Genomic DNA, 13,668 nt, shown 5'->3' with positions numbered 1-13,668 from the left:
GAGCGCTGCCAGCGCCGGTACGAACCGTCTCCTTCAAGACGGTCGTGCCCGTGTCGTCACCTGCGGACCCGATGTCGTGCGAATGCTCGGGGACAACACGAGCGCCCCCGAGCGGAATGCGATCCGCCCGGGGGCACCTCATGTCGTCTCGCCGAACACTCGAGTGTTGTAGCGGTCACCCCGCCGTCGGGATCTCTACGACGAGACTCCGCCGCAGCTCGTCCAGGTCGACGCGGATGAGGCGTCCGACCCTGTATCCCCGGACAGTGCCGTCGGAGATTCGACGTCGGATCGTCTTGACCGAGACACCCAAGCTCTCAGCCGCGATCGCCAGGGAGACCAACCCGGTGTCGTGCTCCTCGGAGCGAGTTCGAGCAGTCATGGCGCTACCTCCCCGTGAGTGGACTCGTGTCACTTCACAGGTGGCCGCGGCTGTCCGCTTAGGTCTCCTCATCCTCCTCCAGCGCGCGGGCGATGTTCTCGACGACTCGGTCGCTCATTCGATTCGCCAGCTCGCGATCACGGTCCATGGTGGCGTGTTGGTACCGCAGCACGATTCGAATATCCGCGTGCCCGCCCCGACGCATCAGCTCAGCGAGCGTCGCACCTTCCTGAGCAAAGATTGTCAGGCCCGTGTGTCGCAGGTCGTGAAAGCGGAAACGATGCGGCAAGCCGTCGACGCCGTCTCGCGCGTCGGCCCAGACGTACCCCCAGCGAGTGTTCGAGAGCGGCATGCTGCCCCTGACGCTCGCCGGAACGACCGGCGCTTTGGCTTCGGCGGCGACGTTGTCAGCCAGGTGTTGCTTGAGTCGAACGGTCATGAGCTTCGGGATGCTGAGCGACCGTTTGCCTGCATCGCTCTTGGTGTCGGTGTAGTCACCAGTGTTGGCGTTCAGCTGACGACGCACATGCAGGGTTGCGCTGCCGTCATCGTGCCACTCGATGTCGCGCCGTTGGAGTCCCAGGCACTCCCCGCGACGCAGCTGGCACCAGGCGGCAAGCGGCACCATGATCGCCCACTGCTCGGGAACCGCCGCGTAGAGCGCTTCGACCTGCCTGGGCGCCACGACATCCTCACCTTCGTCGTGGTCAGAATCGTGACGCACCGACTCCTGACGCGGAATGGAGATGCTCGGTGCCGCAGGGATGATCGCGTCGCGGGCCGCCTGGCGCAAGATCATCATGAGCACGATCAGCACCGGCCGCGTGATCCCGTTGAACTTCGACTTCGGATTCAACGGCGCAGGGATCTGGTCGAGTCGCTGCGTCATCACTCGGATGCGGTCCACGTCGATCTCCCTCACCGGAGTGTCACCGAACTCCGGAATGAGGTAACCGCTGACCTTGCTCTGATACGAGCGGACGGTTGCGATTGCCCGAATCTTGCCGCTGCGATTGCGCTCTGTCTTGATCATCTGCACCCATCGCTCCGAGTACTCCTCGAACCCCATCGACCGCGCTTTCTCCGCAGCGGCTTCGGCGCGGTTCTGTGCCGCTACGGCCGCTGGCGGTTTCCACTGGCCGAGCGAGATCTTCGTGTGCACGGCGGCAAGCCATGTCCGCGCGTCCGTCTTCGTGAGGAACGTCAGCGCTTTGTCGCCCTCGGTCCGAGCCGTGTATGTCTCTCCGTCGGGTCCGGGATAGCGCGCTTGCCAGCGGCCAGAAGGGAGCTTGCGCAGGCTGCCCCACGACTCTCGCTTCGATGCACTCATCGTGCCCTCCCGTGGACTCGAACGGACGCGCCTGGACCGTCGTGCCACTCCATGCCACTCGATGCCCATGAGACCCAGGATCCGCATATTTCCGCGGATCGTGAGGGATTTCGTAGATCACCTGTGGCACGAAGTGGCACGCCCTCGGCCGCTCGCCAACCCGAAATTTCGGGTGCCGGACCCTCTCGCCTCCATGAGGGAGGTGTGCTCGTGCCACCCGCGTGCCCCACCGAACGGGTATTCCTGGTCATCTCTGTCCTCCTCTGTCATTTCGAAGAGGGCACGAAAGAGGCCCGAACCCGCGAGATTTCGCGGATCCGGGCCTCTGACCAGCTGTTTCGCCGAGACCTCAGAGAGAAGCTCTCAGAAGTCCCAGTCGTCGTCTTCCGTCGCCTCGGCCTTGCCGATGACGTAGCTCGAACCCGAGCCGGAGAAGAAGTCGTGATTCTCGTCGGCGTTCGGCGAGAGGGCCGACAGGATCGCGGGGTTCACGTTCGTGACGGTCGACGGGAACATCGCCTCGTAGCCGAGGTTCATCAGGGCCTTGTTGGCGTTGTAGTGCAGGAACTTCTTGACGTCCTCGGTCAGACCGACGCCGTCGTAGAGGTCCTGCGTGTACTGCACCTCGTTGTCGTAGAGCTCGAACAGCAGGTTGAAGGTGTAGTCCTTCAGCTCCTGACGGCGCTCCTCGGTCTCCTTCTCGAGACCCTTCTGGAACTTGTAGCCGATGTAGTACCCGTGCACGGCCTCGTCGCGGATGATGAGGCGGATCAGGTCTGCGGTGTTCGTCAGCTTCGCCTTCGACGACCAGTAGATCGGCAGGTAGAAGCCCGAGTAGAACAGGAACGACTCGAGCAGCGTCGAGGCGATCTTGCGCTTGAGCGGGTCGTCACCCTGGTAGTAGTCCATGATGATCTGAGCCTTCTTCTGAAGGTTCGGGTTCTCGGTCGACCAGCGGAACGCCTCGTCGATCTCCTTGGTCGACGCGAGCGTCGAGAAGATCGAGGAGTAGCTCTTCGCGTGCACCGACTCCATGAACGCGATGTTGGTGTACACCGCCTCCTCGTGCGGGGTGATCGCGTCGGGGATCAGCGAGACCGCCCCGACGGTGCCCTGGATCGTGTCGAGCAGCGTGAGCCCGGTGAAGACGCGCATCGTGAGCAGCTGCTCCTCAGGCGTCAGCGTGTTCCACGACTGGACGTCGTTCGACAGCGGCACCTTCTCGGGCAGCCAGAAGTTGTTCACCAGACGGTTCCAGACCTCGAGGTCCTTGTCGTCCTGGATGCGGTTCCAGTTGATCGCCTGCACGCTGGCGACCAGCTTGATCTGTGGGTGGGGAGTCATGATGGGTTCCTAGTCGAGAGTCGCTGAGCCTGAGGGGTCAGAGCATGCACGAGACGCACTCGGTCATGTCGGTGCCCTCGAGCGCCATCTGACGCAGACGGATGTAGTAGATCGTCTTGATGCCCTTGCGCCATGCGTAGATCTGAGCCTTGTTGATGTCGCGCGTGGTGGCGGTGTCCTTGAAGAACAGCGTCAGCGACAGGCCCTGGTCGACGTGCTGCGTGGCCGCCGCATACGTGTCGATGACCTTCTCATAGCCGATCTCGTACGCGTCCTGGTAGTACTCCAGGTTGTCGTTCGTCATGAATGCTGCCGGGTAGTAGACGCGGCCGAGCTTGCCTTCCTTGCGGATCTCGATCTTCGACGCGATCGGGTGGATCGACGACGTCGAGTTGTTGATGTACGAGATCGAGCCGGTCGGGGGCACCGCCTGCAGGTTCTGGTTGTAGATGCCGTGCTCCTGGACGGACGCCTTCAGCGCCACCCAGTCCGCCTGCGTCGGGATGTGCTTGCCGGCGAAGAGTTCCTTGACCTTCTCGGTCTCCGGCACCCAGGCGCGCTCGATGTACTTGTCGAAGAACTCCCCCGACGCGTACGTCGAGTCCTCGAACCCGTCGAAGGCCTGCTTGCGCTCGATCGCGAGGTTGTTCGAGGCGCGCAGCGCGTGGAACAGCACCGTGTAGAAGTAGATGTTCGTGAAGTCGATGCCCTCTTCGGACCCGTAGTAGACGTGCTCGCGGGCGAGGTAGCCGTGCAGGTTCATCTGCCCGAGGCCGATCGCGTGCGAACGGTCGTTGCCGTCCTCGATCGAGCGGACGGAGCGGATGTGGCTCTGGTCGCTCACCGCGCTCAGCGCGCGGATCGCCGTCTCGACCGTCTGACCGAGGTCATCGGCATCCATCGACAGCGCGATGTTCATCGAGCCGAGGTTGCACGAGATGTCCTTGCCGATCTGGTCGTACGACAGGTCGTCGTTGTACGTCGTCGGCGTGTTCACCTGCAGGATCTCGCTGCAGAGGTTCGACATGTTGATGCGGCCCTTGATCGGGTTCGCCTTGTTCACCGTGTCCTCGAACATGATGTACGGGTAGCCCGACTCGAACTGGATCTCGGCGATCGTCTGGAAGAACTCGCGCGCGTTGATCTTCGTCTTCTTGATGCGCGAGTCGTCGACCATCTCGCGGTACTTCTCGGTGACCGAGATGTCGCCGAACGGAACGCCGTAGACCTTCTCGACGTCGTACGGCGAGAAGAGGTACATGTCCTCGCCGTTCTTGGCGAGCTCGAAAGTGATGTCCGGCACGACGACGCCGAGCGACAGCGTCTTGATGCGGATCTTCTCGTCGGCGTTCTCGCGCTTGGTGTCGAGGAAGCGCATGATGTCGGGGTGGTGCGCGTTGAGATACACCGCACCCGCACCCTGACGCGCGCCGAGCTGGTTGGCGTAGCTGAAGCTGTCTTCGAGGAGCTTCATGACGGGGATGATGCCCGAGGACTGGTTCTCGATCTGCTTGATCGGAGCTCCGGCCTCACGGATGTTCGAGAGCAGCAGCGCCACGCCGCCGCCGCGCTTGGAGAGCTGGAGGGCGGAGTTGATGCCGCGGGCGATCGACTCCATGTTGTCCTCGATGCGCAGGAGGAAGCAGCTGACGAGTTCGCCGCGCTGCGCCTTGCCCGCGTTGAGGAACGTCGGGGTCGCCGGCTGGAAGCGTCCGGAGATGATCTCCTCGACCAGCGCGACAGCGAGCTTCTCGTCACCGTCGGCGAGTCCGAGCGCTGTCATGACGACGCGGTCCTCGAAGCGCTCGAGGTAGCGCTTGCCGTCGAAGGTCTTGAGCGTGTAGCTCGTGTAGTACTTGAACGCGCCGAGGAAGGTCTCGAAGCGGAACTTCTTGCCGTACGCGAGGTCGTTGAGCTTCTGGATGAACTCGAGCGAGTACTGCTCGATCACGGCCGGCTCGTAGTACTCCTTCTCGACCAGGTAGTCGAGGCGCTCCTTGAGGGAGTGGAAGAACACGGTGTTCTGGTTCACGTGCTGCAGGAAGTACTCCCGCGCGGCGCGCTTGTCGGCGTCGAACTGGATTTTGCCGTCCGCGTCGTAGAGGTTCAGCATCGCGTTGAGCGCGTGATAGTCGAGCCCCTCATACGCGGGGTTCGCCTTGAATGCCACTGTCTCGGTCAACGAAGATCCCACTGTCGTTCCAATCCGTCGGTCACGCGATCGACATCGTCCTGTGTGCCGAAGATTTCAAGCCGGTACAAGTGAGGCACGTGGCACTTGCGGCTGATGATGTCACCGGCGAGACAGAACGACTCGCCGAAGTTGGTGTTACCCGCGGAGATGACTCCTCGGATGTGGCGCCGGTTGCGCTCGTCGTTGAGGAACCGGATCACCTGCTTGGGCACGGCACCTCGTTCGACGCCGCGCCCTTCACCCCCGCCGTAGGTGGGGGTGACCAGCACGAAGGGCTCGTCGATGACGAGCTCCTCCTCCTGCCGGTGGAGCGGAATGCGCCGGGCCGGAAGCCCGAGCTTCTCGACGAAGCGCGCGGTGTTGCCCGACGCGCTCGAGAAGTAGACCAGGAGAGGCGCTGCTGTCTCAGTGATGATCACAGCTGCCCCCTCGGGTTGGTGAGCTTGTCGGACTAGGCCAGGCGCGAAGCCAGCTCGTCGATCTTGTCGGGACGGAAGCCCGACCAGTGGCCCTCGTCGGTGACGACGACCGGCGCCTGCATGTAGCCGAGCGCCTTGACGTGCTCCAGGGCCGTCGGGTCCTCCGACAGGTCGAGGATCTCGTACTCGATGCCCTTGGCATCCAGCGCACGGTAGGTCGCGTTGCACTGAACGCAGGAAGGCTTCGTGTAGACGGTGATCGACATGTGAATCCCCTCAGATCTCTGTTTTATCCGGCAGTCCCCCCGCCGGGAGTTCAATACTACATATGGGGACGGACATTGAGGGCGACCACAAGGGGTAGTAGTTACATCCGTGTAGTTTTCCACTGCTCTCCACTGATACAACACAGGTTCTCCACCGTTTCTTCCACAGCTCGGAGCCTCGCCGGAGGGCCTGCGAAGCGCGTGAAACCGCGGCTCTCGGACACCCTCGTCAGATCCATCCACAGGTGGCACGCTACGCGCGGCATCCGACATCCGGTTTCCTGTGGAAAACGTCCTTCGGCGTGTCGCGGCGTGTCGCGGACGACGGCTCTTCGCGTCGCGTCGCCCCCTCCCGGTACCGTGGTCTGGTGGCGGGATACCGGGATCTTCTTCGCACGCCGGGAGTGGCGCGCATGATCGCTGCACAGCTGACCGCGCGCTTCCCCAACGGGATGAGCTCGCTCGCGATCCTGCTGCACGTCGAGCAGCAGACCGGATCGTACGGAGCCGCAGGCCTGGTGCTCGCCGCGACCAGCGTCGGCCAGGCCGTCGCCGGCCCCATCACGAGCAGATGGATGGGCGCCTGGGGGATGCGGCGCGTGCTCACCCTCACCCTGAGCGTGTGCGTGCTCGCGGTGCTCGGGCTCGCGCTCCTCCCCCTCAACGTCGGCGGCTGCATGGCGCTCGGGATGCTCGCCGGCCTCTCGACGCCGCCGATCCAGTCGGCGGTGCGCACGATCTACCCGAAGCTGGTGAACTCCTCGCAGCTCACCCCGCTGTTCTCGCTCGATGCCTCCTTGCAGGAGATCATCTGGATCCTCGCCCCGGTCGTGATCACCCTGGTCTCCACCCAGATCGGCACCGTGGAAGGACTGCTGCTCGTGGCGGTGTTCCTCATAGGAGGAGGGGCGTGGTTCATCCTCTCCCCCGAGGTCGGCCGGGTCCGCATCCCCCGCAGCAGGAACCCGCTCGGCAAGGTGGTGCTCAAGCCGCCTGTGCTGATGGCGACCGTGATCGGGTTCCTCCTGATCGGTGCGTGCGCCGCCGTCGAGGTCGGCGTCGTCGCCACGTTCGAGCACGGCAGCCTCGAGGCCGGCATCGTGCTCGCGGTCTTCGCAGCAGGCAGCCTCGCGGGCGGACTCGCGTTCGGGCATCTCCCGATCGGCCCGTGGGCGATGGCTCGGCGCCTCCTGATCGTCACGGTCGGGCTCGCGCTGACGATGGTGATGCTGAACGTGTTCTGGCTCGGCGGAACCCTGATCCTCGCCGGTATCGGCATCGCGCCTGCCCTCGCGATGCTGTTCGCGATCACCTCCGCGAGCGTCAAGTTCAGCGAGACCGCCGAGGCGTTCGGCTGGGCGGGCACGGGGCAGCTCATCGGCGCGGCGGCAGGCTCGGCGGTCGCCGGCTTCCTCGTCGACATCACCGACTGGCGCGGCGCCTACCTGGCGGCGACGCTGTTCGCGGCGGTCGGCCTGGTCGTCTCGATCGTCTTCGTCCGCGCGTTCCCCGACCTGCGGGGGCGCGACGCGAGCCCGCACCCCGACACCGAGCCGCTGGCCGTCACACCCTCCTGAGGGCGACGGCCGACGGCACGGCGATCAGCCGTGCTGGAACCAGGTGGTCTTCCAGTCGGTGTAGTTGTCGAGCGCGTGCCGTGACAGGTCTCGACCGAAGCCCGACTGCCCGAAGCCGCCGAACGGCGTGGTGAGTCCGAGCGCGTCGACGGTGTTCACCGACACGGTCCCGGCGACAAGCCGATCGGAGACGCGGTGCGCACGCGAGAGATCGCTGGTCCAGAGCGACGCCGCGAGCCCGTACTCGGTCGCGTTCGCGAGCGACACGGCTTCCTCCTCGGCATCGAACGGCAGCACGGCGACCAGCGGCCCGAAGACCTCCGCCCGGTGCAGCTCGTGATCGGCGCCGAGTCCGGTGACGATGGCCGGGCGCAGATAGGCGTCGGAGCCGGTGATGGTCACCCGCTCGCCTCCGCTGATCAGGCTCCCGTCGCGGGCGCCCGCCTCGATCGCACGGCTGACGTCGTCGGCGTGCGCGGTGCTGATCAGGCTGCCGTTGCCGTCGCCGCCGGAGAGCGGGTCGCCCGGCTCGTACGCCCGTGACGCCTCGACGAGCAGTGCGACGAACTCGTCGTGCGCCGAGCGTTCGATGAGGATGCGGGAGTTCGCCGAGCACACCTGGCCCTGGTTGTAGAAGGCGCCGAAGGCCGCCTTCTGCGCGGCGAGCGCGAGATCGGCATCCGCGAAGACGAGGTTCGCACTCTTGCCGCCGGCCTCCAGCGCGACCCGCTTCATGTTGGACGAGCCGGAGTCGATGAGGAGCTGCTTGGCGACGGCGGTGGAGCCGGTGAACGCGAGCACGTCGATGTCGGGATGCCGGGCGATGCGCCCGCCCACCGTGGAGCCGCGGCCGGGCACGACGTTCAGCACGCCGGCGGGGAGCCCTGCCTCGAGGGCGAGATCGGCCAGCCGGAGAGCGGTGAGGGACGTCTCCGCCGCGGGCTTGTGCACGACGCTGTTGCCGGCGGCGAGCGCCGGCGCGAGCTTCCATGCGGCGATCTCGAGCGGATAGTTCCAGGGCGTGATGGCACCGACGACGCCCAGGGGCACCCGCCGGACGAGCGCCGTGGAGCCCGGGGGCGTCGCCGGGATCTCGTCGTAGCGCTTGTCGGCGAGCTGGCCGTACCAGCGGAAGGTCTCGGCGGTGCCCGGCACGTCGACGGCGAGCGTCTGCGTGATCGGCTTGCCGGAGTCGAGCGTCTCCAGCAGCGCGAGCTCCTCGAGGTTCTCCTCGATGAGCTCGGCGAGGCGGATCAGGATGCTCCCGCGTTCGGCCGCGCCGATCCGGCTCCAGCGGCCGTCCTCGAAGGCCGTGCGCGCATGCCGCACCGCGATGTCGACGTCCTCCACGGTGCCCGCCGAGAGGTCGGCGAGATGGGTGAGCGAGCCGGGGCTGATCACCGGGATGGTCGACTCCCCGGCATCCGCCCGCTCACCGCCGATGACGGCGCGTCCGTCGATCCGCAGCTCTCCGGCGCGGGTCTGCCAGTCGATGGTGCTCATGCTGTTCTTCCTTCGAGTGTGGTGTCGATCGCCGTCCACGCCATCAGCACGGCGGCGTCCAGGAGCGCGCGCTCGGCGACCGGGCCGATGCAAGCGGCCGCGAACTCCTTCTGATGGTTGGAGTGCGGCAGCGAGCCGACGCCGATGTAGGGGTGGATGGCGGGGACGATCTGCGAGACGTTGCCCATGTCCGTCGAGGCGCGGTTCATGCGTCCGGCGACGGCCGGGTCGGCGAACACGCGCCCCCGTTCGAGCGCACCGCGCCGGTACGCGGCGAGGGCGCGCTCGTCGGTGCGGAACTCGGCGTAGGGCTTCGATTCCGGCGTGACCGTGAGCGCGGCGCCGGTCGCCAGCGCTCCCGCCTCGAAGCAGCGGAGCACCCGCTGCTCGAGCACGGCCAGCTCGTCCAGCGAGTTCGCCCGCCAGTACCAGCGACCCTCGGTCCGCTCCGGGATCGCGTTGGGCGCGTAGCCGCCGATGGTCTGGATGCCGTGCACCCTGGTGTCGGCCGGCAGCTGCTGTCGCAGCATACCGATGGCGACCTGGGCGATGACGAAGGCGTCGTTCGCGTTGACGCCCTGGTCGGGGTAGGCGGCGGCATGCGCGGACACCCCGTCGTAGGCGACGTGGCTGTGCGCGACCGCGAACGGCCGCGCCTCCGCCACGTCGACCGGCGCGGGGTGCACCATCATCGCGAGGTCGAGGTCGGCGAAGGCGCCGCGGTCGATGAGCTCGATCTTGCCGCCGCCGCCCTCCTCGGCGGGGGTGCCGTACACGCGCACCGTGATGCCCAGCTCGTCGGCGAGCCCGGCGAGCGCGAGCCCGGCCCCGACGGCGCTCGCGGCGATGAGGTTGTGCCCGCAGGCGTGACCGAGCCCGGGGAGCGCGTCGTACTCGGCCATCACGCCGATCGTCACCGGCCCGGAACCCGCCTCGGCGAGCAGGGCCGTCTCGAGGCCCAGGTACGCGGGCGTCACCCGGAACCCGGCGCCGGCGAGGGCGTCGCCCACCCAGGCCGCTGCACGGTGCTCGTTCCATGCGGTCTCCGGGTGCGCGTGCAACGTCTCGGACAGCGCGATGAGGTCGGCGGACGCCCCGGCCACGGCGACATCCGCTGCGGCCCTGAGCGTCGCGTGGCGGTCACTCATCGCCCGGTACCCCGTAAGACGGTGCGGCGTCGGGCGCGAGCGCGCGCATGACGTACGCGTCGCGCTGCGGCATCCACAGCTCCAGCAGCTCGCCGAGCTCGCCGATCGGGTCGCCTTCGGTCCAGTCGACACGAAGGTCGGTGACGCGCCATCCGGCGTCGTGCACGACGGAGAGGCCCGCCGAGTGCACGGGTCCTGCTTCGCCGCCCGCGGCCATCGCCGCGCGCATCGCGGCCAGGAGGCGGTGCTCCAGGTCGCCGTTCGCGCTCTCGAAGGCCTCGATCATGAGATGCGGGATGCTCGCCGCGGCGAGCATGTTGCCGCCCGCGACGACACCGGAACCTGCAGCATCCCCGAAGATGCCGAGCGCCCGCTCCCCCGAGTGCACGGCCGTGCCTCCGGTGCCGTCGACGACCAGCACCTGACGGAACTCCGTGTTCTCCGCACTCGCCATCACGGCATCCATCGCCTCCTGGGCCGAGGCGCCGGCGCGCAGGCGCTCGACGATCTGCGGGCCGAGCCGCGGATCGGTGATGTTCTGGGAGTTCACCGCTCCCACGCCGTCGGCGAGCGAGAGACAGCGCGCGGCGACCGCCGGGGACGACGAGCAGATCGCCGATCCGAAGGCCCCGGCGGCGTCGCGGGCGACGATCGAGAACGTCATAGCTCCTCCCCAGCCGCCCGGACCGTCGCGGCAGGGTCGCTGAGCACAGCCGTCGCGTCGATCTCGACGAGCCATTCGGGGCGGGCGAGCGCGCTCACCACGATCCCGGTCGACACCGGGAAGACGCCCTTCAGCCAGCGCCCCATCACCCGGTAGACCGGCTCGCGGTAGCGCGGATCGATGAGGTAGACGACGACCTTCACGATGTCGTCGAGGGACGAGCCGGCCTCCTCGAGCAGCATGGCGATGTTCGCCATGGCCTTCTCCGCCTGCGCCTCGACATCGCCGATGCCCACCGACTCGCGCGTCTCGAGGTCCTGCCCGATCTGCCCTCGCAGGTAGACGACGCCGCCGGCCACGACGGCCTGGCAGAGGTCGTTGTCGAGGTTCTGCTCGGGATAGGTGACCTTCGTGTTGAAGGGACGGATGCGGGTGTGGTTCGTCATGACAGAGCTCCGGTCGCGAGGAGGGCGCCCTCCGCGGGCGCGGCGGTCGAGGTCGGTGCGTACGCGCTGTAGCCGCACTGGATCTGGATCTGGTCGGCGAGGTAGCGCGCATCGTGCCAGACGCCCCAGATGAAGCTCGATCCGCGGCGGGACTGCCAGGGCAGCCCGAGGAAGTACAGGCCGAGCTCGACGGAGACACCGCGCTGATGCCGTGGCCGCCCGCGCTCGTCGAAGGCGTCGAGCTCGATCCAGGAGTAGTCGACCGCGAAGCCGGTGGCCCAGATGATCGTCGTGATGCCGGCCGCGGCGAGATCGAGCTCGAGGATCGGCTCGGTCAGGCACGGCGGGTCCGGAAGGACGATGCGCGCCTCCGGCTCCTCCGGAAGGTCGAGGCCGTTGCGCTCGATATAGGCGTCGGCCTCGTCGAGGAGCTCGCGGTGGTTCGCGTCTCCTGCGGCGATGTTCTTCGCGAGGTCGGGAGCGAACCGCATCACGCCGTCCTCGTACGCGCCCGCGCGTCCGAGGAGCGTGATGCCCTCGGCCGCGAGGCGGCGGAAGTCGACGGTGTGACCGCCCCGGGCACCGCTCACCGCGATCGTCACATGCTCGGCTCCAGGACGCGGCGCCGAGGCCTCCCACTTGCCGAGAACGCCCAGCCACCAGCAGAAGTCCCGGTCGCGGTAGCTGCGCGGCGGACGATCGTGCGGGCCGACGGCGATGTGCACCTGACGGCCGGCCCTGCGCAGCTCGTCCGCGATCTGCACGCCGGACGATCCGGCGCCGACGACGAGGACGCCACCCTCGGGGAGTTCCCGCGGGTTGCGGTACGCGCTGGAGTGCAGCTGGCGGATGCCGGCGGCATCCGGCACCACGGCGGGGACGACGGGCTTCTGGAACGGCCCCGTGGCGGCGACGACGTGACGCGCGCGGATGACGCCGGCGGAGGTCTGCACCTCGAAGCCGGGACGGCCGGGGAGGCGGCGGACGGCGGTGACGTCGACGCCGGTGCGAACCGGCGCCTGGATCTTCGCCGCGTACGCGTCGAAGTACGCGGCGACGTCGTCCTTGGTCGCGAAGGCATCGGCGTCGACATCGAAGGCGAGACCCGGGAAGCGGTCGTGCCAGGCCGGCCCGTTGGCGACGAGCGAGTCCCAGCGCCCTGTCCGCCAGCGCTCGGCGATGCGGTCCTTCTCCACGACGATGTGGCGGATGCCACGTTCGTGCAGGTGCTCGCTCATCGCGATGCCTGCCTGGCCCGCTCCGACGACGAGGACGTCGGTCTCTTCGATCGGCATCCCGACCTCCATCTGCTCCGGTTTCGACTGGACGCTTTCAGGCTAGGAAGCCCTCCAGCATCTGTATAGATGAGATTGACGACGCACCGTATCTGATCTGTTGATACAGTGTCGCCATGGCACGCCTCACCCGCCCCGACATGACCCTCGTCCAGCTGCGCTACTTCCTCGCCGCCGCGACGAAGCGCTCGATGACCGAGGCCTCGATCGACCTCCACGTCGCGCAATCGGCCGTCTCCACTGCGATCGCGCAGCTGGAGCGGGGGCTGGGCGTGCAGCTGTTCGTGCGCCAGCGCAGCAGGGGCCTCGCGCTGACCGATGCCGGCGAGCAGCTGCTGCTCGACGCACGGTCGCTGCTGGCGCAGGTCGACGAGATCACCGACACCGTGCGCGGCAAGCACTACGACGTGCGCGGCACCCTGCGCCTCGCCTGCTTCGTCACGCTCGCGCCGTTCGTGCTCCCCCGCCTGATCTCCCGTGTGCGGGAGCTGCATCCGAACCTGCGGATCGAGATCATCGAGGCCGACGTCGACGGCACGACCGATCTGCTGCTCTCCGGCAGCGTCGAAGCGGCGATCGCGTACGACTTCGGTCGCGCGCACGACCTCACGTTCGACCGCCTGTACACGTCGGCGCCGCACGTCCTCCTGGCGCACGACCACCCTCTGGCCGGGCGCCCGCACCTGGGGCTGGCCGACCTCGCCGGAGAGGACCTGGTGCTGCTGGACACCCCGCACTCCCGCGAGTACTTCCTCGGCATGCACGAGGCCGCGGGCGTCGAGCCGCGCATCCGCTACACCTCGCGCAGCTACGAGACGATCCGCTCGCTCGTGGGGCGCGGCGAGGGGTACTCGGTGCTGAACCACATCCCGCAGTCGTCGATCACCTACGACGGCGGCGAGGTCGTCGCGATCCCGCTCACAGGGCCCCGCGCCGACCCGCTCGAGGTCTGCTTCGTGCGGGTGACGAACGTGCGGCCCACCGCCCGCGCCCGCGTGATCGGCACGCTGGCGCGGGAGATGTTCGGCACAGACGCGCTCGACACCGCCTGAGCGGATGCCGCGACATACCCGAGCTCGCGCTGATCCCCCGACCACGCG

Annotated in this window: 13 protein-coding genes; 2 read left to right on the top strand and 11 right to left on the bottom strand. The window is 67.4% G+C overall.

Features of this window, described 5'->3' with window-relative positions:
- Positions 1 to 175: 175 nt before the first annotated feature.
- From IPV10_RS12415 to nrdH, 6 genes are all read right to left on the bottom strand, one after another.
- Positions 176 to 382, bottom strand: a complete 207-nt coding sequence (locus IPV10_RS12415; protein WP_207484321.1) for a helix-turn-helix domain-containing protein — start codon at positions 380 to 382, stop codon at positions 176 to 178.
- 58 nt (positions 383 to 440) lie between these two features.
- Entirely contained in the window at positions 441 to 1,712 is a 1,272-nt protein-coding gene (locus IPV10_RS12410; protein ID WP_207484319.1) for a site-specific integrase, read from the bottom strand.
- Between the two features lie 363 nt (positions 1,713 to 2,075).
- Positions 2,076 to 3,056, bottom strand: a complete 981-nt coding sequence (gene nrdF, locus IPV10_RS12405; protein WP_207484317.1) for a class 1b ribonucleoside-diphosphate reductase subunit beta — start codon at positions 3,054 to 3,056, stop codon at positions 2,076 to 2,078.
- Between the two features lie 37 nt (positions 3,057 to 3,093).
- Positions 3,094 to 5,238: a class 1b ribonucleoside-diphosphate reductase subunit alpha gene (nrdE, locus tag IPV10_RS12400; RefSeq protein WP_278249342.1), complete on the bottom strand. Its 2,145-nt coding sequence runs from the start codon at positions 5,236 to 5,238 to the stop codon at positions 3,094 to 3,096.
- On the bottom strand, positions 5,235 to 5,666 hold the full coding sequence (gene nrdI / locus IPV10_RS12395; protein ID WP_207484334.1) for a class Ib ribonucleoside-diphosphate reductase assembly flavoprotein NrdI: 432 nt from the start codon (positions 5,664 to 5,666) through the stop codon (positions 5,235 to 5,237). Before nrdI ends, nrdE begins: the two co-directional genes overlap by 4 nt.
- Positions 5,667 to 5,701: 35 nt before the next feature.
- Entirely contained in the window at positions 5,702 to 5,935 is a 234-nt protein-coding gene (gene nrdH / locus IPV10_RS12390) for a glutaredoxin-like protein NrdH (RefSeq protein ID WP_207484315.1), read from the bottom strand.
- Positions 5,936 to 6,348: 413 nt separating this feature from the next.
- On the opposite strand from nrdH, the gene IPV10_RS12385 reads away from it, so the two are divergent.
- Positions 6,349 to 7,512 carry an MFS transporter gene (locus IPV10_RS12385; protein ID WP_242684929.1) on the top strand — a complete coding sequence of 388 codons (1,164 nt, stop codon included), beginning with the start codon at positions 6,349 to 6,351 and terminating at the stop codon, positions 7,510 to 7,512.
- 24 nt (positions 7,513 to 7,536) lie between these two features.
- Here the strand turns inward: IPV10_RS12385 and IPV10_RS12380 are convergent, their stop codons facing one another.
- The 5 genes from IPV10_RS12380 to IPV10_RS12360 are packed head-to-tail and all read right to left on the bottom strand — an operon-like array spanning position 7,537 to position 12,568.
- Positions 7,537 to 9,015 (bottom strand): aldehyde dehydrogenase family protein, encoded by a 1,479-nt coding sequence (locus IPV10_RS12380; protein ID WP_207484311.1) that lies wholly within the window; start codon positions 9,013 to 9,015, stop codon positions 7,537 to 7,539.
- Complete coding sequence (locus IPV10_RS12375; RefSeq protein WP_207484309.1) at positions 9,012 to 10,163, bottom strand: amidohydrolase; 1,152 nt, start codon at positions 10,161 to 10,163, stop codon at positions 9,012 to 9,014. The genes IPV10_RS12380 and IPV10_RS12375 overlap by 4 nt, the downstream gene beginning before the upstream one ends.
- The gene (locus tag IPV10_RS12370; RefSeq protein WP_207484307.1) at positions 10,156 to 10,827 is read right to left on the bottom strand and encodes a DUF1028 domain-containing protein; all 672 of its coding nucleotides are present in this window, start codon (positions 10,825 to 10,827) and stop codon (positions 10,156 to 10,158) included. Before IPV10_RS12370 ends, IPV10_RS12375 begins: the two co-directional genes overlap by 8 nt.
- Entirely contained in the window at positions 10,824 to 11,273 is a 450-nt protein-coding gene (locus tag IPV10_RS12365; protein ID WP_207484305.1) for a RidA family protein, read from the bottom strand. The genes IPV10_RS12370 and IPV10_RS12365 overlap by 4 nt, the downstream gene beginning before the upstream one ends.
- On the bottom strand, positions 11,270 to 12,568 hold the full coding sequence (locus IPV10_RS12360) for an NAD(P)/FAD-dependent oxidoreductase (RefSeq protein ID WP_207484303.1): 1,299 nt from the start codon (positions 12,566 to 12,568) through the stop codon (positions 11,270 to 11,272). Before IPV10_RS12360 ends, IPV10_RS12365 begins: the two co-directional genes overlap by 4 nt.
- Before the next feature lie 116 nt (positions 12,569 to 12,684).
- Here IPV10_RS12360 and IPV10_RS12355 point away from each other — a divergent pair, with 116 nt between their 5' ends.
- The gene (locus IPV10_RS12355) at positions 12,685 to 13,620 is read left to right on the top strand and encodes a LysR substrate-binding domain-containing protein (RefSeq protein ID WP_242684928.1); all 936 of its coding nucleotides are present in this window, start codon (positions 12,685 to 12,687) and stop codon (positions 13,618 to 13,620) included.
- Positions 13,621 to 13,668: the final 48 nt, after the last annotated feature.

Source organism: Microbacterium sp. SD291 (genome assembly GCF_017355365.1).
Classification (GTDB): Bacteria; Actinomycetota; Actinomycetes; order Actinomycetales; family Microbacteriaceae; genus Microbacterium.
This window is presented reverse-complemented; position numbering and strand designations above follow the sequence as displayed.